This is a genomic window from Bradyrhizobium sp. 141, from assembly GCF_023074055.1.
In the GTDB taxonomy this organism is placed as follows: Bacteria; Pseudomonadota; Alphaproteobacteria; order Rhizobiales; family Xanthobacteraceae; genus Bradyrhizobium.
The window spans coordinates 16958-40959 of record NZ_JADPKR010000087.1; the positions used below are offsets into that span (position 1 = coordinate 16958).

The 24002-nt window shown below is 64.8% G+C and carries 25 protein-coding genes; 16 read left to right on the top strand and 9 right to left on the bottom strand.

Annotated features, from left to right (window positions below):
• Nucleotides 1–167 precede the first annotated feature (167 nt).
• Genes IVA81_RS26690 through IVA81_RS26705 form a run of 4 tightly spaced genes read left to right on the top strand, consistent with a single transcriptional unit; the run spans nucleotide 168 to nucleotide 2642 of the window.
• On the top strand, nucleotides 168–965 hold the full coding sequence (locus IVA81_RS26690) for a ComF family protein (protein ID WP_247323482.1): 798 nt from the start codon (nucleotides 168–170) through the stop codon (nucleotides 963–965).
• A gap of 47 nt (nucleotides 966–1012) precedes the next feature.
• Nucleotides 1013–1288 (top strand): glutaredoxin 3, encoded by a 276-nt coding sequence (gene grxC, locus IVA81_RS26695; protein ID WP_247323483.1) that lies wholly within the window; start codon nucleotides 1013–1015, stop codon nucleotides 1286–1288.
• Entirely contained in the window at nucleotides 1285–2163 is an 879-nt protein-coding gene (locus tag IVA81_RS26700; protein ID WP_247323484.1) for a carbon-nitrogen hydrolase family protein, read from the top strand. Before grxC ends, IVA81_RS26700 begins: the two co-directional genes overlap by 4 nt.
• Nucleotides 2160–2642, top strand: a complete 483-nt coding sequence (locus tag IVA81_RS26705) for a DUF1178 family protein (RefSeq protein WP_247323485.1) — start codon at nucleotides 2160–2162, stop codon at nucleotides 2640–2642. The genes IVA81_RS26700 and IVA81_RS26705 overlap by 4 nt, the downstream gene beginning before the upstream one ends.
• 122 nt (nucleotides 2643–2764) lie before the next feature.
• Here IVA81_RS26705 and IVA81_RS26710 read toward each other — a convergent pair whose 3' ends face one another.
• The 3 genes from IVA81_RS26710 to IVA81_RS26720 all read right to left on the bottom strand — a co-directional run bounded on the left by IVA81_RS26710 (nucleotide 2765) and on the right by IVA81_RS26720 (nucleotide 5096).
• The gene (locus IVA81_RS26710) at nucleotides 2765–3664 is read right to left on the bottom strand and encodes an EamA family transporter (RefSeq protein ID WP_247323488.1); all 900 of its coding nucleotides are present in this window, start codon (nucleotides 3662–3664) and stop codon (nucleotides 2765–2767) included.
• A 182-nt stretch (nucleotides 3665–3846) separates the two neighbouring features.
• Complete coding sequence (ubiG, locus tag IVA81_RS26715; RefSeq protein ID WP_247323489.1) at nucleotides 3847–4614, bottom strand: bifunctional 2-polyprenyl-6-hydroxyphenol methylase/3-demethylubiquinol 3-O-methyltransferase UbiG; 768 nt, start codon at nucleotides 4612–4614, stop codon at nucleotides 3847–3849.
• Between the two features lie 14 nt (nucleotides 4615–4628).
• Complete coding sequence (locus IVA81_RS26720) at nucleotides 4629–5096, bottom strand: PH domain-containing protein (RefSeq protein WP_247323490.1); 468 nt, start codon at nucleotides 5094–5096, stop codon at nucleotides 4629–4631.
• A 149-nt stretch (nucleotides 5097–5245) separates the two neighbouring features.
• Between IVA81_RS26720 and IVA81_RS26725 the strand changes: the two genes are divergently transcribed.
• From IVA81_RS26725 to prfA, 3 genes are all read left to right on the top strand, one after another.
• The gene (locus IVA81_RS26725; protein ID WP_247323491.1) at nucleotides 5246–6502 is read left to right on the top strand and encodes an aspartate kinase; all 1257 of its coding nucleotides are present in this window, start codon (nucleotides 5246–5248) and stop codon (nucleotides 6500–6502) included.
• A 371-nt stretch (nucleotides 6503–6873) separates the two neighbouring features.
• Nucleotides 6874–9141, top strand: a complete 2268-nt coding sequence (ptsP, locus tag IVA81_RS26730; protein WP_247323501.1) for a phosphoenolpyruvate--protein phosphotransferase — start codon at nucleotides 6874–6876, stop codon at nucleotides 9139–9141.
• 53 nt (nucleotides 9142–9194) lie between these two features.
• The gene (prfA, locus tag IVA81_RS26735; RefSeq protein WP_247323503.1) at nucleotides 9195–10280 is read left to right on the top strand and encodes a peptide chain release factor 1; all 1086 of its coding nucleotides are present in this window, start codon (nucleotides 9195–9197) and stop codon (nucleotides 10278–10280) included.
• A 37-nt stretch (nucleotides 10281–10317) separates the two neighbouring features.
• On the opposite strand, the gene IVA81_RS26740 is transcribed toward prfA, so the two are convergent.
• On the bottom strand, nucleotides 10318–10788 hold the full coding sequence (locus IVA81_RS26740) for a MarR family winged helix-turn-helix transcriptional regulator (RefSeq protein WP_247323506.1): 471 nt from the start codon (nucleotides 10786–10788) through the stop codon (nucleotides 10318–10320).
• A 124-nt stretch (nucleotides 10789–10912) separates the two neighbouring features.
• Complete coding sequence (locus IVA81_RS26745) at nucleotides 10913–11392, bottom strand: hypothetical protein (protein WP_247323508.1); 480 nt, start codon at nucleotides 11390–11392, stop codon at nucleotides 10913–10915.
• Between the two features lie 389 nt (nucleotides 11393–11781).
• Here IVA81_RS26745 and IVA81_RS26750 point away from each other — a divergent pair, with 389 nt between their 5' ends.
• The 4 genes from IVA81_RS26750 to IVA81_RS26765 all read left to right on the top strand — a co-directional run bounded on the left by IVA81_RS26750 (nucleotide 11782) and on the right by IVA81_RS26765 (nucleotide 16638).
• Entirely contained in the window at nucleotides 11782–13113 is a 1332-nt protein-coding gene (locus IVA81_RS26750) for a substrate-binding protein (protein WP_247323510.1), read from the top strand.
• Nucleotides 13114–13208: 95 nt separating this feature from the next.
• Nucleotides 13209–14084, top strand: coding sequence for a branched-chain amino acid ABC transporter permease (locus IVA81_RS26755; protein ID WP_246929047.1), 876 nt, complete (start codon nucleotides 13209–13211; stop codon nucleotides 14082–14084).
• An 11-nt stretch (nucleotides 14085–14095) separates the two neighbouring features.
• Nucleotides 14096–15943 carry a branched-chain amino acid ABC transporter ATP-binding protein/permease gene (locus tag IVA81_RS26760; RefSeq protein ID WP_247323512.1) on the top strand — a complete coding sequence of 616 codons (1848 nt, stop codon included), beginning with the start codon at nucleotides 14096–14098 and terminating at the stop codon, nucleotides 15941–15943.
• Complete coding sequence (locus IVA81_RS26765) at nucleotides 15940–16638, top strand: ABC transporter ATP-binding protein (protein WP_247323514.1); 699 nt, start codon at nucleotides 15940–15942, stop codon at nucleotides 16636–16638. The genes IVA81_RS26760 and IVA81_RS26765 overlap by 4 nt, the downstream gene beginning before the upstream one ends.
• 58 nt (nucleotides 16639–16696) lie before the next feature.
• Here the strand turns inward: IVA81_RS26765 and IVA81_RS26770 are convergent, their stop codons facing one another.
• The gene (locus IVA81_RS26770) at nucleotides 16697–17122 is read right to left on the bottom strand and encodes an HIT family protein (RefSeq protein WP_247323516.1); all 426 of its coding nucleotides are present in this window, start codon (nucleotides 17120–17122) and stop codon (nucleotides 16697–16699) included.
• A gap of 92 nt (nucleotides 17123–17214) precedes the next feature.
• On the opposite strand from IVA81_RS26770, the gene prmC reads away from it, so the two are divergent.
• Nucleotides 17215–18111, top strand: a complete 897-nt coding sequence (gene prmC / locus IVA81_RS26775; protein ID WP_247323518.1) for a peptide chain release factor N(5)-glutamine methyltransferase — start codon at nucleotides 17215–17217, stop codon at nucleotides 18109–18111.
• A gap of 459 nt (nucleotides 18112–18570) precedes the next feature.
• Nucleotides 18571–19338, top strand: coding sequence for a DUF4167 domain-containing protein (locus tag IVA81_RS26780; protein WP_247323519.1), 768 nt, complete (start codon nucleotides 18571–18573; stop codon nucleotides 19336–19338).
• Nucleotides 19339–19392: 54 nt separating this feature from the next.
• Here IVA81_RS26780 and IVA81_RS26785 read toward each other — a convergent pair whose 3' ends face one another.
• A complete protein-coding gene (locus IVA81_RS26785; RefSeq protein ID WP_247323522.1) occupies nucleotides 19393–20136 on the bottom strand; it encodes a methyltransferase domain-containing protein in 744 nt (247 codons plus the stop codon).
• A gap of 108 nt (nucleotides 20137–20244) precedes the next feature.
• Here IVA81_RS26785 and gloB point away from each other — a divergent pair, with 108 nt between their 5' ends.
• The 3 genes from gloB (at nucleotide 20245) to IVA81_RS26800 (ending at nucleotide 22218) form a co-directional block, all read left to right on the top strand.
• Nucleotides 20245–21012: a hydroxyacylglutathione hydrolase gene (gloB, locus tag IVA81_RS26790; RefSeq protein WP_247323525.1), complete on the top strand. Its 768-nt coding sequence runs from the start codon at nucleotides 20245–20247 to the stop codon at nucleotides 21010–21012.
• Between the two features lie 23 nt (nucleotides 21013–21035).
• Nucleotides 21036–21458, top strand: a complete 423-nt coding sequence (locus IVA81_RS26795) for a cupin domain-containing protein (RefSeq protein WP_247323527.1) — start codon at nucleotides 21036–21038, stop codon at nucleotides 21456–21458.
• 76 nt (nucleotides 21459–21534) lie between these two features.
• Nucleotides 21535–22218: a flavin reductase family protein gene (locus IVA81_RS26800; protein ID WP_247323529.1), complete on the top strand. Its 684-nt coding sequence runs from the start codon at nucleotides 21535–21537 to the stop codon at nucleotides 22216–22218.
• 1 nt (nucleotide 22219) lies between these two features.
• Here the strand turns inward: IVA81_RS26800 and IVA81_RS26805 are convergent, their stop codons facing one another.
• Together IVA81_RS26805 and phbB are read right to left on the bottom strand one after the other, a co-directional pair.
• Nucleotides 22220–23089: an EamA family transporter gene (locus tag IVA81_RS26805; RefSeq protein ID WP_247323532.1), complete on the bottom strand. Its 870-nt coding sequence runs from the start codon at nucleotides 23087–23089 to the stop codon at nucleotides 22220–22222.
• Between the two features lie 108 nt (nucleotides 23090–23197).
• The gene (gene phbB / locus IVA81_RS26810; protein WP_247323534.1) at nucleotides 23198–23923 is read right to left on the bottom strand and encodes an acetoacetyl-CoA reductase; all 726 of its coding nucleotides are present in this window, start codon (nucleotides 23921–23923) and stop codon (nucleotides 23198–23200) included.
• Nucleotides 23924–24002 lie beyond the last annotated feature (79 nt).

Sequence of the window (24002 nt, forward strand, 5' to 3'; positions counted from 1 at the left end):
ACGCGGTGCGGCACGCAGTGACGCTCCGCAGAGCGGGACCCAGAAGCCACACCGCACGATGCGGACGGATGGGCCCCGGCTCTGCAGCGCACCGCTACGCGGCGCACTGCGTCCGGGGCACCAGACCATGACTTGAGCAATCCAGGTTGCAACGCTAGCCTCCTCCCATGGAAGCCGACGCCGCCCCCACCCGCTCCATCGCCGCACCGCTGCGTGCCGCGTGGACGGCCGGCCGTCACATTCTGTCGCGCGCCGCACGGCTCGCGCTCGACATTGCGCTGCCGACGCTGTGCGTGTCCTGCCGCGAGCCGGTCGATGGCGAGGGCGTTTGCGCTTCGTGCTGGGCGCGGCTGTCGTTCATCGAGCGGCCCTACTGCCCGCGGCTCGGCATTCCCTTTGTCTATGATCCCGGCCCCGACATGCTGTCGATGGAGGCGATCGCGAGCCCGCCGGCCTACCAGCGGGCCCGCGCGGCAGTGCGCTATGACGACGTCGCGCGCACGCTGGTGCATGCGCTGAAATACCAAGACCGGACCGACCTGGCGCCCGCCATGGGCCGCTGGATGGCGCGCGCGGGCGGCGAGCTGCTGGCCGGCGCCGACATGCTGGTGCCCGTTCCCCTGCATTGGCGGCGGGCCTGGCGGCGCCGCTACAACCAGTCCGGGGCGCTGGCGCAGACCATCGAGCGACAGAGCGGGGTCAAGACGAGGGCTGAGGTGCTGCGCCGGGTGCGGGCCACCGAGCAGCAGATCGGCCTGTCGCGAGCCCAGCGCGCCACCAATGTGCAGGGCGCGTTCCAGGTATCCCCGGACCGTCAGGCAGAAGTCCAGGGCCGCCGCATTGTCCTGATCGACGACGTCCTGACCTCCGGCGCGACGCTGGATGCCTGCGCGCGGGCCCTGCTACGCGCCAAGGCGGCCCAGGTGGACGTGCTGGTGTTCGCCCGGGTTGTGGAGGTCAGGTAAAGTCCCATATAATTCAATGAATTCATGACAAGAGAGCGCCAGACGAGATGACTGCTGCTGTCGAGATCTACACCAGGCCGGGCTGCGGCTATTGTTCCGCTGCCAGGTCGCTGCTGACCCGCAAGAAGGCGGCTTTCACGGAATTCGACGTCGCCAGGAACCCTTCCTGGCGGGCCGAGATGTACGACCGCGCCGGCGAGGGCTCGACCTTCCCGCAGATCTGGATCGGCGGAACTCATGTCGGCGGCTGCGACGACCTCTACGCCCTCGATCGCGAGGGCAAGCTCGACGGCATGCTCGAAAGCGTGAAGGCAGTGTCATGAGCGAGAATCGGACCTTCACCGCCGCGATGGTGCAGATGCGCACCGGCTTGATGCCCGAGCCCAGTCTCGCGCAGGCCACCAGACTGATCAGGCAGGCGGCGGCGAATGGCGCCGATTACGTGCAGACGCCCGAAGTCAGCAACATGATGCAGCTGAACCGCAAGGCGCTGTTCGAGCATCTCCAGAGCGAGGAGGACGACACCTCGCTGAAGGCCTACCGCGCGCTGGCGGCAGAGCTGAAGATCCATATCCATGTCGGGTCGCTGGCGCTGCGCTTTTCGCCGGAGAAGGCGGTCAACCGCTCCTTCCTGATCGGGCCCGAGGGCAATGTGCTCGCGAGATACGACAAGATCCACATGTTCGACATCGAGCTGCCGGACGGCGAGAGCTATCGCGAATCCGCCAATTACCAGCCGGGTGAGACCGCCGTGATCTCCGATCTGCCCTGGGGGCGGGTGGGCTTAACGATCTGCTACGACGTGCGCTTCCCCGCGCTCTATCGCGCGCTCGCCGAGAGCGGCGCGTATTTCATCACCGTGCCCTCGGCCTTCACCCGCAAGACCGGGGAAGCGCATTGGCACGTGCTGCTGCGCGCGCGCGCGATCGAGACCGGCTGCTTCATCTTCGCCGCCGCGCAGGCAGGCTTGCATGAGAACAAGCGCGAGACCTATGGCCATTCGCTGATCATCGACCCCTGGGGCGAGATCCTCGCCGAGGGCGACGTCGAGCCCGGCATCATCATGGCCCAAATCGATCCGGCCAAGGTCGAGACCGCGCGCCGCGCGATCCCCTCGCTCCAGCACGGCCGCCGCTTCGGCGTGTCCGACCCCAAGGCGGGGCCGGATCATCTGCACCTCGTACGGGGATCGGCATGATCCGCTATGCGCTACGCTGCGACCGGGACCACGACTTCGAAAGTTGGTTCCAGAGCTCGTCGGCGTATGATTCTCAGGTCAAGCGCAAGCTCGTGACCTGTCCGATCTGCGGCTCGGCCAAGGTCGAGAAGGCGATCATGGCGCCGCGCATCGTCGGCAAGAAGGGCCGCGGGCGCGCGGAGCCGCCGCCGGAGCCCGCGGCTGCGACCACGCCCGAGGCCGCACCGTCAGGTCCGACCTCGCTGCTGATGGCACAGGAGAAAGAGCTGCGCACCAAGCTGAAGGAGCTGCGCGATCACATCGTGAAGAACGCCGACAATGTCGGCGAGCGCTTCGCCAATGAAGCCCGCGCGATGCATTACGGCGACAAGGAGCATCGTCCGATCTACGGCGAGGCCTCGCCGGAAGAAGCAAAGTCGCTGATCGACGAGGGCATCGAGGTTTCGCCGTTGCCGACGCTGCCGGAAGACCGGAATTAGACTCTCGGCTCTTCGTCATGGCCGGGGTTGATACCCGGCCATCCACGCCTTTTCTTGCTGTGACAAAGAAGATCGTGGATGCCCGGGACAAGCCCGGGCATGACGGCAGTTGAGGGACTTGGCTAGAGGCCCACCAGCACGCCCACCCCAACTACGATCAGCACAATGCCGAAAATCTCGCGCGGTGCGATCGGCTGCTTGAACGAGTAATACGCCACGCCTTGCGCGAACAGCACCTCGATCAAAGCGAGCGTGCGGACATTGGCGGCGGCGGTCAGCGCGAACGCCAGAAACCAGAATTGCGAGGCGAAGGCGCCCATGAAGCCCGCGAGCATCGACGGCTGCCATAGCCCCAGAATCGCCCGCAGGATATTTGGCGCGCGCCAGAGCAGATAGATCGTCAGGATCAGTGTCTGCACGAGGAGGCCGAGCACCAGTGTAAACGAGGCCGCGGTCACGAAGGAGACGCCCGGCACGTTGATGATGGCGCCGCGAAACCCGACCGCGGAGAGCGCGAAGGCCGCAGCAGCAACGAGGCCGGTGATGGTTGGCCTCAATTCCGCAAAACTCTTCTCACCGCCGGGCCGCAGCGCGGTGATGACGACACCGACGGTCGCAATTACGATCGCCAGCACCTTCAGCCAGGTCAGGTGATCGCCGAGAAAGACGAAGCCGAAGATCGCGGTCTGGATCGCCTCGGTCTTCAGATATGCCGTCGTCACCACGAAGGAGCGGTCGTTCATCGCCAGCAGCATCAGGCCGGTGGCGACGATCTGGCTGAGCGCCCCGAGCAGCAGCCATGGCCAGAACGCGGTCGGCGGCATACCGAGATGATCGCCGGTCGCGATCAGCACCACCCCTAAGAACAGCACCGAGAACGGAAAGCCGAACAGGAAGCGGATATTGGTCGCGCCCCAGGTCCCCAGCGGCTTCGTCAACGACCGCTGCATCGCATTGCGCGCGACCTGCCCGAGCGCGGCAATGACGGTGAAGGGAATCCAGAGGTTGGCGATGGTGAGCATGGGGGGTGGCAAAATGCAGGAAGGGATGTTCAGCGAACCTGCCGCTAGCAGCGAAGCAGGTCAATCACGTGGACGTCATGGGTGCGATGCTCTCGCAACAAACTCGGTAGATTCCGCGGCATGGGTCCTGCGCCTCGTGCGCAATTGCGCACTAGGCGGGGACGACACCGTTCCACGCCCCCTCACACCATCCCTTCGGCCACCACCATGTAGTTCACGTCCATGTCCGACGAGAGGGTCCATTTGTCGGCGAAGGGGCTGTAGACCACGCCGGTCTGCTCGGTGATGACGAGGCGGTTGTCGAGCAGGTATTTTGTCAACTCGTCGGGAGTGACGAACTTATTCCACTCATGGGTGCCGCGCGGCAGCCAGCGCAGGACGTATTCGGCGCCGACGATGGCGAGCGCGAAGCTCTTCCAGTTCCTGTTCAGCGTCGAGACCACCATGAGGCCATTCGGCTTCAGCATCGAGGCGCAGCGCTTCAGGAAGACGCCGACGTCGACGACATGCTCGACCACTTCCATCGCCAGCACGATGTCGAAGCGCTCGCGGGGGTCGATCTCCTCCACCGTGGTGCAGCGGTAGTCGATCGCAAGATGGCCCTTGTCGGCATGCAGCTTCGCGGCGGCGATGCTGCTCTGGGAAGGATCGACGCCGATGACCTGCGCCCCGAGGCGGGACAGCGGCTCGCACAAGAGGCCGGCGCCGCAGCCGATGTCGAGCACGCGCAAGGACCCGAGGCAGTTGAGGCTGCGCACGTTGCGCTCGAACTTGCGGCAGGCGGCGTCGCGGATATAGCCGAGCCGCAGCGGGTTGATCCGGTGCAGCGGCGCCATCTTGCCGTTGGGGTCCCACCACTCGGCCGAGAGTTTTGAGAATTTCGCGATCTCGGCGGCATCGACGGTCGAGCCCGGCTGGGCGGTTGCGGAAGTATTTTGCTGCATGCTCATGGTTACGCGCGGTCCTACCGCGTGGTGATCGAACTACGGAAGGCGAGCGGCGAGGCGATCGTCCGGATGGTTTCACGGCCTTCGCCGACCCCGTTGATGGTCACATCGCCGTAGTTGAGAATACGTCCAAGAATCGTCTGGTTGACGTCGACGCTCTCGACCTTGTCCAGCGCCATCTCGAAGGTGCGGCGCTTGATGAAGCCGGTCTTGTGCACGATCCTGAGATTGGTGACGTCGGTCTCGGTGGTGAAGCGATGGAACCAGCCCTTCACGGTCCAGTACAGGGCAGCGAGAGCCACCAGCGCCGCGGCGACGAGACACAGAATCACGAGACCATCGACCGCGGTCTGCCGCGACAGCACGAACAGGCCCAAGGCCACGATCCAAGCCAGGATCGCCGGAAAATAGAAGATCCAGTGCGCATTGGTCGAATACAGCACCCGCTCGCCCGGCTGCAGGATTTCGTCAATATAGCGCGCCATAACCTCGATTAACCCATTGCCCGGATTGGCCGGAGCAGGAACCCGCTTGCCCCCGGCCCCGCCCCTCTGTATACGCGCGGTCGGGTGTCCGCAGCATCGCCTCGCGCGGGTCACCATACTTATCCTTATGAGGGAATGCACGCGTCGTCATGAGCCGCCTCGTGATGAAATTCGGCGGCACATCCGTCGCCAACATCGAACGTATCCGCAACGTCGCACGCCATGTGAAGCGTGAGGTCGATGCCGGCCACGAAGTGGCCGTGGTCGTCTCGGCGATGTCCGGCAAGACCAACGAGCTGGTGGCCTGGTGCACCGAGGCCTCGCCGATGCACGACGCGCGCGAATATGATGCCGTCGTCGCCTCTGGAGAGCAGGTGACCTCCGGCCTCCTTGCCATCGCGCTCCAGGGCATGGGCATCCAGGCCCGCTCCTGGCAGGGCTGGCAGATCCCGATCAAGACCAGCGACGCCCATGCCTCGGCCCGGATCGAGGACATCGACGGCAGCGAGATCATCAAGCGCTTTAGGGAGCGCAAGGAGGTCGCGGTCATCGCCGGCTTCCAGGGCATCAACGCCGAGACCAACCGCATCACCACGCTCGGCCGCGGCGGCTCCGACACCTCGGCCGTGGCAATTGCCGCAGCCGTCAAAGCCGACCGCTGCGATATCTATACCGACGTCGACGGCGTCTACACCACCGACCCGCGAATCGTGCCGAAGGCCAAGAGGCTCGACAAGATCGCGTTCGAGGACATGCTGGAACTGGCCTCTCAGGGCGCAAAGGTGCTCCAGGTCCGCTCGGTGGAACTCGGCATGGTCCACAACATGCCGATCTTCGTCCGCTCGAGCTTCGACAAGCCCGAGGACATCGACCCGCATGCCAACCAGCCGCCCGGCACGCTGATCTGCAGCGAGGAGGAGATCATGGAAAGCCACGTCGTCACCGGTATCGCCTTCTCCAAGGACGAGGCCCAGATTTCGGTGCGCCAGATCGAGGACAAGCCGGGCGTTGCGGCCTCGATCTTCGGCCCGCTGGCGGATGCCAACATCAACGTCGACATGATCGTGCAGAACGTCTCCGAGGACGGCAAGACCACCGACCTCACCTTCACGGTGCCGGCGGCCGACTATACCCGCGCCAAGGACACGATTACCGCCGCCAAGGGCAAGATCGGCTATATCAGGCTCGATACCGCCACCGATGTCGCCAAAATCTCGGTGATCGGCAGCGGCATGCGCAGCCATGCCGGCGTCGCCGCCCAGGCGTTCTCGGCCCTCGCGGGGCGGAATATCAACATCCGGGCCATTACAACCTCCGAGATCAAATTCTCGGTTTTGATCGACACCGCCTATACCGAGCTTGCGGTACGCACGCTGCACACGCTCTACGGCCTCGATCAGGGCTGAAGCGACCGTCGTCGCGCTTCAGATTGCTGTTTAAGCATGGTCTTTGCGGAAAACCGCTTCGCACTTTTCCGGACCATGCTTGGACTAATTTTCTCTTAGCGGTCGCAGCAAACGCGAAGGTGTACACACCTTCGCGTTTGGCAGGCGTTTTGCTTGGCAAAACAAGCCTCAATTCGCTATACGGCGAACAGGGTGGGCTGCCGCAGACTGTGTCCCAGTTCAGGCGGCGCCGCTCCGGTGCAAGCGCTAAATCTCAAGTGATTTTGGGCTTGTGCCGGCGCCGGACAAACAAATTGGTTGTTTTTCTGGAATTATGGGCCAGCCGCCGGCCGATACCGCCGGGCCGGGCACACGGAGGAGATTGACGGGACATGCGGAGCGCGTCGGGAGGTCCCCGCGTCTTGTTGAGACGGCTCCGCGAAACCATGGCGGAGCAGGTCTCGGCCCAGGAGCGGCTGGACAAGATCGTGGTGCTGATCGCCGCCAACATGGTGGCCGAGGTGTGCTCGGTCTATGTGCTGCGCATCGACAACACGCTGGAGCTCTACGCCACCGAGGGCCTCAACCGCGAGGCGGTGCACCACACCGTGCTGAGCGCCCATGAAGGCCTGGTCGGCCTCGTCGCCAGCGAGGCGACACCGCTCAACCTAAGCGATGCGCAGAGCCACCCGGCCTTCTCGTTCCGCCCCGAGACCGGCGAAGAAATCTACCACTCCTTCCTCGGCGTGCCGATCCTGCGGGCCGGCAACACGCTCGGCGTGCTGGTGGTGCAGAACCGCGCCAAGCGCAACTATGTCGAGGAGGAGCTCGAGGCGCTGCAGACCACAGCGATGGTGCTGGCGGAGCTGATCGCCTCCGGCGAACTCTCCGCGCTGGCCCAGCCGGGCCAGGAACCGGCCGCGCGCCATTCCGCGCAGAAGGTCGGCGCCATCCTCTCGGAGGGCATCGCGCTCGGCCATGTCGTGCTGCACGAGCCGCGCGTCGTCATCAAGGACTACATCGCCGAGGACCTGCCGAAGGAGATCAAGCGGCTCGACACCGCGCTCGCCAAGCTGCGCGCCGATCTCGACCGCATGCTGGAGCGCGGCGACGTCGCCGAAGGCGGCGAGCATCGCGAGGTGCTGGAAGCCTACCGCATGTTCGCCAACGACCAGGGCTGGTCGCACAAGCTGCACGAGGCGGTCGCCACCGGCCTCACGGCGGAAGCCGCCGTCGAGCGCGTGCAGTCCGACACCCGCGCACGCATGCTGCGCTCGACCGATCCCTATTTGCGCGACCGGCTGCACGATCTCGAGGATCTCGGCTACCGCTTGATGCGGCAGCTGGTCGGTCAGGACCATGCGCCGTCGCGCGAGCAGCTGCCCGACAACGCCATCGTCATCGCGCGCGCGATGGGCCCGGCGGCGCTGCTCGACTACGACCGCAAGCGCCTGCGCGGCATCGTGCTGGAGGAAGGCACCGCCAACTCCCACGTCTCGATCGTGGCCCGCGCGCTCGGCATTCCCGCGGTCGGCGAAGTGCCGAACGCGCCCGGCATCGCCGATCCCGGCGACGCCATCATCGTCGACGGCACCTCCGGCTCGATCTATGTGCGCCCCTCTCAGGAAGTCGAAGCGGCCTTCGCTGAGCGCGTGCGCTTCCGCGCCCGCCGCCAAGCGCAATATCTGGCGCTGCGCGACCGGCCCTGCGTCACCAGGGACGGCCAGAAGGTCGAGCTGATGATCAACGCAGGTCTTGCCATCGACCTGCCGCATATCGAGGACACCGGCAGCGCCGGCATCGGCCTGTTCCGCACCGAACTGCAATTCATGGTCGGCCAGAGCCTGCCGCGCACCAGCGACCAGCTGGCGCTCTATCGCACCGTGCTGGATGCCGCCGGTCACAAGCCCGTCACCTTCCGCACCCTCGACATCGGCGGCGACAAGGCCCTGCCTTATATGGAAGCCGTGATCGAGGAAAATCCCGCGCTCGGCTGGCGCGCGATCCGGCTCGGGCTGGATCGCCCCGGCCTCTTGCGCGGCCAGATTCGCGCGCTGCTGCGCGCCGGCGGCGGCCGCGCGCTGCGCATCATGTTCCCGATGATCTCGGAGGTCGCCGAATTCGATTCGGCGAAGGCGCTGGTCGAGCGCGAGCTCACTTACTTGCGTCAGCACGGCCACACGCTGCCTGAACGAATCGACATCGGCACCATGGTCGAGGTGCCGGCCCTGCTCTATCAGCTCGACGAGCTCCTGAGGAAGGTCGACTTCATCTCGGTCGGCTCCAACGATCTGTTCCAGTTCCTGTTCGCAGTCGACCGCGGCAACGCAAAAGTGTCCGAGCGCTTCGACACCATGTCGGCGCCGATCCTGCGCGCGCTGCGCGAGATCGCGCACAAATCGCAGGCGGCGAAGAAGTCGCTTTCGCTCTGCGGCGAGATGGCGTCCAAGCCGCTCGGCGCACTCGCTTTGATCGCGCTCGGCTATCGCTCACTCTCGCTTTCGGCAACCGCGCTCGGCCCGGTCAAGGCGATGGTGATCGATCTCGATGCAAAGAAGGCCGAAGCCATGCTCGGCCCGCTCCTGGACGCGCCGGCGGGCAGCGTCTCGATCCGGCAGAAACTCACGGAATTTGCCGAGGCCGAAGGCCTGGCGTTGTAGCGGGCCTGTCCCGCTCCCTGCCGCCTCGCCTCCCGCCATTTGAGACTGAACCGATGTCGTCACTCCCCGAAGCCAAACTGGACGTCCTGCTCGCCCATCACGCCTCACTCGAGGCCGAATCGCTGGGGCAACTCGCCTCCGAACGCTACGTGCAGATCACGCGCGAGCTCGCCGAGATCACGCCGCTGATCGAAGCGGTGAAGGCCTACCGTTCCGCCGTCAAGGAGCTCGCCGACACAGAAGCGCTGATCGCCGATCCCGCAACCGATGCCGAGATGCGCGGCATGGCGGAAGCCGAACGCAACGAGCTCGCACCGAGAATCGAGGAACTGGTCCAGAAGATCCGCGTTGCGCTGCTGCCCAAAGACGCCATGGACGATCGCAACGTGGTGCTGGAAATCCGCGCCGGCACTGGCGGCGACGAGGCCTCGCTGTTTGCCGGAGACCTGTTCCGGATGTACGAGCGCTTCGCGGCCTTGCAGGGCTGGAAAGTCGAGGTGATCTCGGCCAGCGAAGGCACCGTCGGGGGCTACAAGGAAATCATCGCGGAGGTGCAGGGCCGCGGCGCGTTCTCCAAGCTGAAGTTCGAATCCGGCGTGCACCGCGTGCAGCGCGTGCCCGACACCGAAACGCAGGGACGCATCCACACTTCGGCCGCGACAGTCGCCGTGCTGCCGGAGGTCGAGGATGTCGACGTCGACATCAAGAACGACGATCTGCGAATCGAGACCATGCGCGCGCAAGGAGCCGGCGGCCAGCACGTCAACAAGACTGAGTCTGCGATCCGCATCACCCACATCCCGACCGGCATCGTGGTGATGATGCAGGACAGCCGCTCGCAGCACAAGAACCGCGCTTCCGCCATGAACATCCTGCGCTCGCGCATCTACGACGCCGAACGGCAACGCGTCGATGCCGCGCGCTCGGCGGAGCGCAAGGAGAAGGTCGGCTCCGGCGACCGCTCTGAGCGCATCCGCACCTATAATTTTCCGCAAGGGCGCGTCACCGACCACCGCATCAATCTGACGCTCTACAAGCTGCCGCAGGTGATCGCAGGCGAAGCGCTCGGCGAGCTGACCGACGCGCTGACCACCGAGCACCAGGCCGCGCAACTCGCCGCACAAGGCGCAGCGGCCTGAATCCGCGCTTCAGCGTGTCTTGTTCAGCGCGCCTTATTCAGCGTGCCTTGGCCCGGAACGATCGCAGGAGCTTGGCCAAGGCGGGAGCGGCGGCACCCAGCTCGTCCAGATGAATGCGCGAGAGCGACCGCAGCTTCTGCTCGCCCTTGGCCGTCAGCTTGACGAGAACGCGCCTTGCGTCCTCGGGATCGGCTTCCCGGCCGATCAGCTTCAGTTTCGCCATGCGATCCACCAGCTCTACCGCCGTATGGTGCCGGATCAGGAGGAAGCCGGCGATGTCGCCGACGCTGGCGCCGCCGGGGCCGGCCAATCCCTTGATCGCCAGCAACGCCTGGTGCTGCTGCGGCGTCAACCCGGCGTTCTGGGCCGCGGCTTCGCTGAAAGCAAGGAAGCCTCGCAACTGGCGGCGGAATTGGGCAAGCGCCGTGTAGTCGGCTTCACGCATCGCACCGCCCTTTGCGGGAGCAGCCCGCGCCGTGCGTCCAGTCTTCCGTTTCGATTCAGCCATTCCGTGCCTTCGACCTCAGCCCGCCCGCCGGCGAAGCGGGAGCTGCCGAGATTAGCAAGGAAGCCCGGGCGGAACCATCGGCAGGCGTCGCGGATGCACAAATATGGGGGCTTTTGCAGCTCTCCTATTCGTAGTTGGACAGCAGGATCTTCACCAGGATGACCTGAAACGCGATCGGAATACGAACGCTCTTCCGCCTGATCGAACGCTGAAGCGCACTGACGATCTCGGCGCTGGTCAAGGCGCCGTCGGATGCATTCGTGATCAACTCACCCCACATCTGCGACAGCGAGCCGCCGGGCGGGATCACCGGCTTGATGGTCACGCCGCAGCCCTGCGCCCAGTCGACGATCTCTTGCATCGTGTGAGGACCGCAATTGCGCGTCGTCGCAAGTCGCTCGGCCGTCAACGCAAGCAGCAGCTCGCGCGAGGGCGACCATGTCCCCTTCGGCGGCTGCTCGCCGGTGAGCTCGACCGCGAGTTCCTTCAAGACATTCTGGGCGCGCACGCTAAGTCTCTGCATCGGCACCGGCGTGCGCTTGGCCTGGACGGAGCCGACGGCCGGCCCGCGTTGACCGACGGACCGACTGCGCGGCTCCGACATGCGCGAGCCATCGCCGGACTGCGGCGATACGCGTTGGTCGCTCCCCTCCCCCGCAGGCCGCGCCGCCTCCTGCCGCTCCGCCTCTTGCGGCCAGGATCGTCGCTTCCGGGTACCCGCTACTGTCGTCTGCCGCGGCATCTCTCTCGCCGAACCCGCCATTCTCGTACTCACAAAGACTAATATATATCGTGATCCGATATGTTTTCACGCGATAATTTTCGTCGTTCGACCAAAGACGAAATTGACAGAAGGTGTTCACAAGCAATGTTTACGTCCAGGAGCTACACGCGGATGTGACGTGCCCGGTGCAGGCAGGCCCTCGAGGTCGGCTGCCGCCGGACAGGTCGTGTTGTGCCTGCAAACAAGAACGACATTCGGAGGAAACGATCATGACTGACGATCTCGTCCGCCGCGGCCTCTCGCGCCGCGGCCTGCTCCAGACCACCGCGGGCCTCATCGGCGGCTCGGTGCTGCCGGCGATGCCGGCCTTGGCCGAGGACAAGCCGATCGGCACCTATCCCGCGGGCGTTTCGGGTTCCACCGCCTTCATCGGCATCTCGGTGCCGCGCACGGGAACCTATGCCGTTCAGGGCGAGGACGAGCTCAAGGGCTATCAACTCGCGATCGAGCACATCAACAGCGGTCACGAGCTGATCAAGAAGATCTCGCCGAAGACCAGCAAAGGCGTGCTCGGCAAGGAGCTCAAGTTTGGCGTCGCTGATTCCGCAGCCAAACCGAACGAGGCCGTGCAGGCACAGCAACGCTTCATCAGCGAGAACAAGGCGATCATGATCACCGGCGGCACGTCGAGCGCGGTCGCGGTCGCGCTCAACAAGCTCGCCCAGCGCGAGAAGGTGATCTTCGTGTGCGGCATTTCCGGCTCGAACGACACCACCGGCAAGGACTGCGTCCGCTACGGCTTCCGCCAGAACTTCTTCGGCCAAACCGCCGCGGCGGCGATCGGCCCCGTCATGGTCAAGGAATTCGGCAAGGGCAAGAAGGCCGCGTATCTCACGCCGGACTACACGTACGGCCACACCGTCACCAAGTCGATGCAGGATTTCCTTGCGTCCGCCGGCTGGACCACCGTGACCAATCAGGTCGCGCCGCTCGGCGCGCCCGACTACTCCTCATATCTTCTGAACGTCGCGAATTCCGGCGCCGACGTGCTGATCAACGTCAACTGGGGCCACGACGCGGTGCTGTCGACCCAGCAGGCCAAGCAGTTCGGTGTCCTCGACAAGATGAAGCTGGTGGTCCCGTATCAGGTGCCGTTCATCGCGCGCGAGACCGGCGGCTTGATGCAGGGCGTCTACGCCGCCACCGACTATTGGTGGACGCTCGAGGACAAGTTCCCGCTGGCCAAGATGTTCAACGAGGCCTTCGAGAAGAAGTACGGTTACAAGCCGGAATGGGGTGCCGAGAATGCTTATGTCAGCTTCGCGCACTGGGCCCGCATGTGCGAGCAGGCCGGCAGCTTCAACCCGCCTGATGTGATCAAGGCCTATGAGAAAGGCGAGACGATCCCCTCGCTCGTCGGCGACGTGCATTACCGTCCCGAGGACCACCAGTGCATCCGTCCTGTCGTGATCGTGAAGGGCAAGATGCAGAAGGACATGAAGAACAAGGAAGATTGGTACGACGTAGTCGAGATCGTCCCCGGTGAAAGCCTGATGCAAAAACCGGACGCCTTCGGCTGCCATCCGGGCGACTACAGCTGAGCCCGCTCTAACCCCTGTGACGCCGCGGGCTGCCCTCTGCTCCTGCGGCGTCACCTTTTTGGCGCGCCGCGGCGCCTCGCAACAGTGACCCTTTCATGATCAGTTGGCCCAACCTCGTTTCGCAGCTCTTCAACGGGCTGGCGCTCGGCGCGCTGCTCGCGCTGATCAGCTCCGGTCTGACCATCATCTACGGCACGCTCGGCGTGCTCAACCTCGCGCATGGCGCGATGTTCATGATCGGCGGCTATGCCGGCTTCGTCGCCTATCAGTATACGGAATCGTTCGTCCTCGCCGTCATCGCGGGGTCGCTGTTCGTGATGCTGCTCGGCGTGCTCATGGAGCGCGTCATCATCCGCCATTTCTATCATCGTCCGCACGAGGATCAGCTGCTGGTGACCTTCGGGCTCGGCATCTGTTTCGTCGAGCTCGTGCGTCTGATCTTCTCGAGCCAGTCGCAGCTGGTGCCGCCGCCCGCGCTGTTCCAGGGCATCACCAATCTCGGCTTCATGTTCTATCCGACCTATCGCCTCGCCGTGGTCGGCATCGTCGCGGTCGCGCTCGGCGCGCTGTTCATCATCCTCTACCGGACCCGGCTCGGCATGATCGTGCGCGCCGGCATCGAGGACTCCGTGATGGTCGATTCGCTCGGCATCAACGTCTACCGCGTCTTCATGGTCGTGTTCGGCATCGGCGCAATGGCCGCCGGCTTTGCCGGCATCATCAACGCGCCGGTGGTCTCGCTGACACCGGGCATCGGTGACGACATCCTGGTCCAGACCTTCGTGGTGGTGGTGATCGGCGGCGTCGGCTCATTCCCCGGCGCGATCCTCGGCGGGCTGATCGCCGGCGAGATCATCAGCGTCACCTCCATGTTCAACCCCGGTTATGCCTATGTGATGCTGTTTGCGGTCATGACGCTCGTACTCGTGGTGCGACCGCATGGCCTACTCGGCGTCCAGGGCCGCGAGTAAGCGATTCCCCGATGCTCAAGCAACGCCCATTCCTGATCGAGACGCTGACGGCCATCGGCCTGATCGTGGCTCCCTTCGTGCTGCCCCATCTCGGCTTCGCGCCGAACACCGTGAACCGGATCCTGGTCTGGGGCCTGTTCGGGCTCGGTTTCGACATCCTGTTCGGCTTCACCGGGTTGTTGTCGTTCGGCCAATCCGCCTTCTATGGCACCGGGGGCTTCGTCGCGGCCTATCTCCTGACGCGCGCCGGCTTCGGCAACGTGCTGGGTGCGCTGATCATCGGCATGATCGCGGCCGCCGCGACCGGCTACCTCGTCGGCCTGATCGCGCTGCGCCGGACCGGCATCTATTTCGCCATGATCACCGTGGCGATCGCGCAGGTGTTCTTCTTCGTCGAGTTCAATCCGCTGTCGGATTTCACCGGCGGCGAGAACGGCCTGCCCGGCGTGCCGACGCCGAGCTTCAATCTCGGCTTCACCACCATCCACTTCAGCAATGGCTGGTCGCTCTATCAATTCATCGCGCTGTGCTACCTCGTCGGCGTCATCATCGCGCTCAGGATCGTCCGCTCGCCGGTTGGGGCGATTTTGAGCGCGATCCGGGACAATCCGCTGCGCGCCACGGCGGTCGGCCACAACATCCACGGCTACAAGCTGACTGCTTTCGTGATCGCTGCCGCCTACGCGGGGTTTGCGGGCGGCCTGCTCGGTGTGCTCCAGGCCTTCATGCCGCCCGATGCCTTCACCTTCGAGACATCCGGCCAGCTCGTGATGCAGACCGCGATCGGCGGCAGAGGCACGCTGTTCGGGCCGCTGGTCGGTGCGGCGGTCTGGCTCTTCCTGCAGGATTTCCTGCAGGCCGCGCTCGGGCTCGGAGCGGCCTGGAAGCTGGTGCTCGGTGTCGTGTTCGTGCTGCTGGTCTGCTTCCTGCGCGGCGGCATCGTCGGGGGAATTGCGGATCTCTATCGCCTCGCCTCCGGCAAGCGTAAGCGGACGGAAGCTGAGACTGAACAGGAAGCTGCGGACGCCGCGGCGACACAGCAACCCGCGCCAGCGCCGATGCAGGCCAAGGAGGTCGAGCATCCCGCTTATTCCGGGCCGATCCTGAAGGCCACCAGTCTCACCAAGCGCTATGGCGGCCTCGTCGCCAACAGCGACATCGATTTCAGCGTCAACCAGGGCGAGCTGCGCGGCATCATCGGCCCCAACGGCGCCGGCAAGTCGACCTTCTTCAAGATGCTGACCTGCGAGATCGCGCCGACATCTGGCCGGATCGTGTTCGAGGGCCGCGACATCACGGGATTGAAGGTCACCGAGGTTTGCCAGCTCGGCCTCACCAAGAGCTACCAGGTCAACCAGCTCTTCACTGGCCTCACCGTTCGCCAGAACCTGACGATCGCCGCGCTGGCCGAGCTGCGCGGGAAATTCCGGCTTGATCTGTTCCGCAAGCTCTCGGGCGTCAAGGGCCTGACGGAGCAAGTCGAGCACACCCTGGCACTGGTCAATCTGACCCGCCGCGCCGACACGCCCGTGTCCGAACTCGCCTATGGCGAGAAGCGCAGGCTGGAGATCGGGCTTGCGCTCGCGACCTCACCGCGGCTCTTGCTGCTCGACGAGCCGCTCGCCGGCATGAGCCCGCGCGAGCGGGTCGAGACCGTCAAGCTGCTCAAGTCGATCGCGCGCGGCCGCACCATGATCATCATCGACCACGACATGGATTCCCTGTTCGAGCTGGTCGAGCGCGTCACCGTGCTTCAGGAAGGCCGCGTGCTGGTCTCCGGCACGCCCGAAGAAATCAAGACCAACGCCGCGGTGCAGGAAGCCTATCTCGGCGGCGTTCACGGAGAGATCGCCGCATGAGCCTGATCGAGGTCAACGGCCTGAACAGCTATTACGGGGACTCCCACATCCTGTTCGACGTCACCATGCACGTCGAGCGTCACGAGGTGGTGGCACTGCTCGGCCGCAACGGCGCCGGCAAGAGCACCACGCTGAAGAGCCTGATGGGCGTCGTGACCCCGCGCAGCGGCAGCGTGAAATTCGACGGCATCGACATCGCCGGACGCAGAAGCCACAAGATCGCGCGGGCGGGCATGCAGCTCGTGCACGAGGAGCGCCGCATCTTCGGCAGCCTGTCGGTGGAGGAGAACATCACCCTTGCAGGGATCACCGCGCCGAAACGCTGGCCGCTCGGCCGCATCTACGAGATGTTTCCCCGGCTGAAGGAGCGTCGTAACAACCGCGGCACCGAGCTCTCCGGCGGCGAGCAGCAGATGCTCGCGATCGCGCGGGCGCTGGTGCGCGATCCCAAAATCGTGCTGCTCGACGAGCCGTTCGAGGGCCTTGCGCCTGTGATCGTCCAGGATCTCGTCAAGGCCTGCCGCGAGCTGGCGGCCGCCGGGCAGACCATTGTGCTGGTGGAGCAGAATCTGGCGGCGACGCTGGCGCTGGCGGGCCGGATCTACATCATCAACAACGGCCACATCGTGCATGAGGGGCCGGCGCTGGAGCTGAAAGCCCAGCCGGAACTGCTACAGCGCTATCTCGGCGTTTAGATGATTTTTTGAGCATGATCTCTTCGGAAAACCGCTGCGCACTTTTCCGGATCATGCTCTAGCCAACAAGCGCCGCGACCATCCGTTTGGCGTGATCGGCGAGCACGGCCATGTCTTCCTTGCGCGTCTGCGCCGGCAATAGCTCGATACCGGACCTGACCGGCATGACGTGCATGTGCAGGTGAAGAACCACCTGCCCGCTGGCCGGCTCGCTGAACTGCTGCAGGATGATGCCCTCGGCGTCGAACGCCCTCATCGCCGCAATCGCGATCCGCTTGGCGGTTCTCGCGACCGCGGCGAGATCGTCATCGGCGATATCCAGGATGCCGCGCGCCGGCGCCCGCGGAATGACCAGCGTGTGTCCGGGCGCACGTGGCATGATGTCGAGGAAGGCCAGGCTGCGATCGTCCCTGAAGACCTCGAAGCAGGGAATCTCGCCGCGCAGGATCTTTGCGAAGACGTTCTGATCGTCGTAGGCCGTCACGGATCCCCTCCCTCGCTGCGAGGGCGCGATCAAACGCGCTCCTTTCCGTTGACGCAAGCAAGCCTGCCGATCTATCCACGATGGGGGGTAGGATGGTTCCATTGACGACAGGCTTCGATCCCGGAAACAGCATAGAGAGTGCGCGTCGCGCCCTCACCGCGCGGCTGCAATCGGCCGGCATCGAGGTGCCCGCCCTCGATGCGCGCCTGCTCGTCGGCGCTGCCCTGGAGCTCGATCTGACCGGCCTGATGACGCAGGCGGCACGACAACTCACACCTGAGGAGACCGCGCGCCTCGAACGATATGCGCAGCGCCGGCTGGCACATGAGCCGGTCGCCCGCATTCTCGGCGCGCGGGACTTCTGGGGCATGCCGTTCCGGCTGTCCGAGGCGACGCTGGTGCCCCGGCCGGACACCGAGACCGTCGTCGAGCTGGCGCTCGAGATTTTTCGCGGGCTCACGATATCGGGACAACGCCCTGGAATCGCGGATATCGGCGTCGGTTCGGGCGCCATCCTGCTCGCGCTGCTGCACGAAATTCCCGATGCGTTTGGCGTCGGCACCGATGTCAGCCTGACGGCGCTCAACACGGCACGCGACAATGCGGCGGCTCTCGGCCTCGCCGGCCGCGCCGGCTTCGTCGCCTGCTCCTACGCGTCGGCGCTCGGCGGCCCGTTCGACCTCATCGTGTCGAACCCGCCCTATATTCCCTCGGCCGAAATTCCGACATTGAGCATCGAGGTGCGCGAGCACGATCCGCATTTGGCGCTCGACGGCGGCAATGACGGGTATGACGCCTACCGCGCCCTGATTCCGCAGGCGAGCGAGCGTCTCGCCCCCGGCGGAGCGCTGATCGTCGAGGCCGGCCAGGGCCAGGCGAGAAATATTGAAACCCTTATGGCGGCCGCGGGGTTAACGGTAGACAGGCCACCCAAGGCCGACCTTGCGGGCATTCCCCGGGCCGTTTCGGCCCGAAAAATGCCCCCATAAAAGCCGGATTGGCTTGCAAATAGCTCTTGGAATATCCCTTGGGAACGACTACGTTTCGGTCAACACATCGGTGCCGGCCCCGTAGACCTACGGGCGAAAGCCGGGCTCTCGGGCGAGAGCTTTACTGATAAAGGTTCCAAGCCGCAGGTCCTGTGAAGCGCGATAGCCAGTGGAGCTGCGCTGCTCTCCGACCGCAAAGTGAACGAAAGCCTGATATTGCGCTTGAAGACTTACGCAACACCGCTGGGCTTGTTTCGGCAAGCAAAATGAATGGGTTCGCTGGCGATCAGTGCTGGCGGGTGGGGAACGCGTCCTTGTTGAACGCGACGGTCGACGAACATCGGCAGGGATCAATCCGCTTGCGCGCAGTGCGCGCGAGCGATGTGAGCCGCTGTCACCGGGTCACTCCTGGCAATCTGTAATGCGTGCAACGTTTAGGGCTGGAATTAAAGGCAGGACATGAGAAACGGTCAGAACAAGCAGCGGATGCGCAACCGCAACAACAATAACAACAACAACAACAATAACCGGCGCAGCCAGAACCCGATGACCCGGGTCTACGAGTCCAACGGACCCGACATCAAGATCCGCGGCACCGCCTCGCACATCGCTGAAAAGTATCTCCAGCTCGCGCGAGACGCGCGCTCCTCCGGTGACCCCGTTGCGGCCGAGAACTACTACCAGCATGCCGAGCATTATTTCCGCCTGATCGCCGCGGCCCAGGAACAGTTCCGCCAGAATCAGCAGCCACGCGGTGACGAACCGGTCAGCAGCAACAGCGACGACGGCGAAGACGACGGCGAGAATTTCTCGAATTTCGGCCAGGAACCGGGCTTCGTCCCGCAGCCGCCGCAGCAGTCTTTCGTGCGCGACCGCGACGGCCAGCGCGATCATCAGCAACGCGACAACCAGCAGCCGTTCCAGCGTGACAACCAGCAGCCGCGCGAGCACCGCGAGCGCGATCATCGTCCGCAGCCGCAATATCAGCCGCAGCCGCTGCCCGCGAACCAGCCGCAACCCGTCATCGCCGATGCCGGCAGCGTCGATCGCCTGCCGTCCTTCATCACCGGCGCGCAGCCGCAAGTGAATGCCGGCGCGAATGGCGGCGAGGGCGGCGCCGGCGGTGGCGAACGCTATCCGCGCCGGCGGCGCCGGCCGCATGGTCCGCGCCCCGAGCGCGAGGCAGCTCCGGCCGCCTCGAGCGACGATCTCGCGTCCGGCGAGTAAGCCTGTTCTGGACCTCCGATCTGAAATCGTCCCGGCCTCGCCGGGACGATTTTTTCAGCTGCGCGTCACCGTCGAGGACGGCACCAGCACCGGCTTCGCGAGCGAGGGAATGAGCCGCGCCCGTTCGCGCTTGGCGGGGATCGCGCGGTAGACCTGCTTGGTGGCCTCCACGATGTGCACGCCGGCAAAGGGCAGCGACAGCGCCGCGCCGGCGCGCTCCCACATCTGCGCCGACTTCAGCACCCAACCGCCGGCATAGGGCGGCATGAACAGCGCTTCGCCCCAGGCAGTCGGCGTAAACCAGGTCTGGCGCAACAGATCGGTGATCTGCGAGCGCGAATAGGGCCGGCCGTGACCGAACGGCGTGCTGTCGGTGCGGGTCCACACCCCGCGCCGGTTCGGGATCACCGCGATCACGCGCCCGGACGGCGACAGCACGCGCCACACCTCGCGCAGCAGCGCCGCCGGATCGTCCGACATCTCCAGCGCGTGGACCAGCAGGATGCGGTCGACCGCGGCGTCGGGAAGCGGCAGCGAGAATTCGTCGACCAGCGAGGCCAGCGCCGGCCGTCCCGTCGGCCATTTTAGGACGCCCTGGGCCGCCGGCATGAAGGCGATGCAGCGCTCGGAATCTTCCCGGAACAACCCCAGATAGGGCGTGGGATAGCCAAGGCCGAGCACACGCTGGCCGTCGGCACGCGGCCAGCGCTCCCGGATGCCGCGATTGATCATTTGTCGCGCCACAATCCCGAGGCGGCGGGAATAGAACTCGCGGAGGTCGACGACATCGATGGTCATGACGGCAATGTAACATGCGCAAGGCCGGCGCCGCGCGCGGAATATTGCATTGCCTGCGCGACGTTAACGCCATATTTGTCTGGCGGGGCTGAGCGCGATGGAGATGATATGGCCGCCGAAATTCGTACTTTCACCTGTTTAAACGATAATTTCGGCTATCTGATCCACGATGTGGAAACCAAGGCGACGGCGTCCATCGACGCGCCTGAGGCCGGCCCCATTGTGAAGGCGCTGGAGCGCGAGGGCTGGCAGCTCACCGACATCCTGATCACCCATCATCACGGCGACCATGTCGGCGGGGTCGCCGAACTCAAGCGCAAATACAATTGCCGCGTCGTCGCGCCGCACGACAAGACCACTGAGATCGCGAACGTCGATCTGCGTGTCGCCAATGCCGACGTGGTCAAGATCGGCAACCTGCTGGCGCGTGTGATCGAGACGCCCGGCCATACGCTCGACCACATCTCCTACGTGTTCGACACCGAGAAGACGGTCTTCGCCGCCGACACGCTGTTCTCGATCGGCTGCGGGCGCGTGTTCGAGGGCACCTATCCGATGATGTGGGATTCGCTTCTGAAGCTGCGTGCCCTGCCCGACGACTTCAAGCTCTATTGCGGCCACGAATACACGGCCTCCAACGTCAAGTTCGCGCTTACCGTCGATCCCGACAATGCGGCGCTCCAGGCGCGCGCGGCGGAGGTGGCGAAACTCCGGGCCGAGAATAAACCGACCATTCCCACACTGCTGGGTGACGAGAAGCGGGCAAACGTGTTCCTCCGCGCGGACGAACCGTCGGTCGCGGCCAGGCTGCACATGAAGGGCGCGGATGCCGCCGCGGTGTTCGGCGAGCTACGCGAGCGCAAGAACAAGTCCTGAAGAACAAGTCTTGACGAGGATCGATGCCGACCGCAGCCGAGATCATCGCGCGCCTCGAACTCCGCCCGCATCCTGAAGGCGGGCATTACCGCGAGACGTTCCGCGACCAGACCACGGACACCAACGGCCGGTCGCGCTCGACCTCGATCTATTTCCTGCTCGCACGCGGCGAGCGTTCGCACTGGCATCGCGTCGACGCGGTCGAGACGTGGCACTATTACGCCGGCAGCTCGCTGACGCTGCGCATCGCCCATGACGGTTGCTCGCAGCATGTGGTGCGCCTCGGCACCGATCTTGCGAATGGCGACAGGCCCCAGGCGATCGTGCCGGCGCAGGCCTGGCAATCCGCCGAGACGTCGGGCGAGTGGACGCTGGTCGGCTGCACTGTCGCTCCGGCGTTCGAGTTCGCAGGCTTTGAACTCGCACCTCAGGACTGGGAGCCCTGAAGCTGCGATCCGGAATCGGGTGGGTCCCATTTGTCTTCCGCACTAGGACAGCGCTTCCAGTGAACAGGAGCGCACGATGCACGGAACACTCGGTCCCGCCGCCGTCCAGATCGACCCGGCCATTCTGTATTTTGGAACACCCGTCGTCCTGATCGGAACGATCAATGACGACGGCTCTCACAATCTCGCGCCGATGTCATCGGCATGGTGGGTTGGGTGGCGCTGCATGCTCGGACTCGCGCGCAATTCCAAGACCACCGAGAACATGATTCGCACCGGCGAATGCGTGCTCAATCTGCCGTCGGCAGATCTCGTTGCCGCCGTCGATCGCCTCGCGCGCACCACCGGATCGAACCCGGTGCCATCGGGAAAACTCTATCGCGGTTATCGGTACGAAAAGGACAAGTTCAGCCTCTGCGGATTGACGGCGCTGGCAGGCGAAACGGTCGGCGCGCCGCGTGCAACTGAATGTCCGGTGCAAATGGAAGCCAAGGTCGCATATGTGCATGAGATGGCGCAGGACGATGCTGTCTGGCGCGGCAATCTCGCCGCAATCGAGGTTCGCATCACCCGCGTGCACGCGCACCCCGCCATCATGATGAGTGGGGCGAGCAACCGCATCGATCCCGATAAATGGCGACCGCTCATCCTCAGCTTCCAGGAATTCTATGGCCTGATGCCGCAGCGCCTGCAGCGTTCCGAGCTCGGACAGATTCCGGAGGCGATGTACCGGCCACCAGGGTGGCAGCCGGCGCTTTAGCTCATCGCTTCCGCAGCACCATATCCTTCGCCGCGATCAGGCCGCCGCCGGCGATCAGGATCGCGGCAATCGCGATGTTGGCGCTGGCTTTTGCAAAACCAGCGGCGATCAGGAAGCCGGTCGAGAGCAGCGGCGTCGCATAGGAGGCGGCGCCGAGCACGCGGATGTCGCCGCGCTTCATGCCGATGTCCCAGGCGTAGAAGGCGGCACCGACGGGGCCGATGCCGAGCGCGACCACGGAGAGCCATTGCAAGCTCGTCTCCGGCATGACGGTGGTTTCGAGCGCGGCGTGCATCAACGCGGCGAGCACCGCTGTGGCGAGACAGAAGCCGGCGACCGCATCGGTCGGCACGGCCTTCAAACGCCGCGACGACACCGAATAAATTGCCCACACGAACGCAGCGATGAAGGCCGCCACTAGCCCCGGCACCGCTCCCGGCGCAAAGCCGCTGGTGTTGCCGGCGAACAGCAGCACGGTGCCGACGAGGCCGAGCACCGCGCCGACGATGTGATGCAGCGCGAGCCGCTCGCCCGGCAGGAACGACGAGAACAGCACGATCAGGAGCGGCCAAAGATAATTCAGCAAGCCGGCTTCGGCCGGCGGCGCAAAGCGCAAGGCGAGAAAATACAGCGCGTGATAGCCGAACAGACCGCCGACGCCGACGGCCCAGACGACGAGCGGCTGGCGCAGGCTTTTCGCCGCCTCGCCGCGGCCGATCCAGGTGAGCAGACCGACGAGGCCGCCGATCGCGAAGGTCATCGCGGCGAGCTGGAACGCCGGGATCTTTCCGGTCGCCACCGTCATCACTGACAGCAGCGACCACATCAGGATCGCGGTCAATCCGATCAGGGTGGCTGTGCGCGGGGTCATCAATCAAGGCCCGAGGACGATGATGCCCGGCACGAGGCCGGGCATTTTCGTCTTCACTATCGCCTTGTCGCGCCTGAAGCTACAGGCTTTTAAGAGCCTGGCGTTATCTCAGGCCTGATATTGGCCGCCATTGATGGTCATGGTCGAGCCGGTGACGAAGCCGGCCTCGTCGGCCGCGAGGAACACGACCGCGCGCGCAATCTCCTCGGGCTCGCCAAGCCGGTTGACCGGGATCTGAGGGATCACGTTCTTTTCCAGAACGTCTTTCGGCACCGCCTGCACCATTTCGGTGTTGATATAGCCGGGGCAGATCGCATTCACGGTGATGCCGCCCTTGGCATTCTCGAGCGCGAGCGCCTTGGTGAAGCCGATATCGCCGGCCTTCGCCGCGGAATAGTTGACCTGACCGAACTGCCCCTTCTGGCCGTTGATCGAGGAGATCGAGATGATGCGGCCGAACTTGCGCGAACGCATGCCTTCGATGACCTGGCGCGTCATGTTGAACAGCGAACCGAGATTGGTGTTGATGACGGCGTTCCACTGATCGAGCGTCATCTTGTGGAAGGCGGTGTCGCGGGTGATGCCGGCATTGTTGACGAGCACCTCGACCGGCCCGAGATCGGCCTCGACCTTCTTCACGCCCTCGGCACAGGCGTCGAAACTGCTGACGTCCCATTTGTAGACCGCAATGCCGGTCTCGGCCTTGAACTTCTCCGCCGCCGCGTCGTTGCCGGCATAGCTCGCCGCAACCTTGTAGCCAGCCGCCTTCAGTGCCTTGCTGATCGCAGCACCGATGCCCCGCGTACCACCCGTGACCAATGCAACACGTGCCATATCGTATTCCTTCCCTTGGACTCTTCGGACGTTTCTGACGTGATCGTTTTTTAACTCCGGATTATGCGGGACGTTTGAC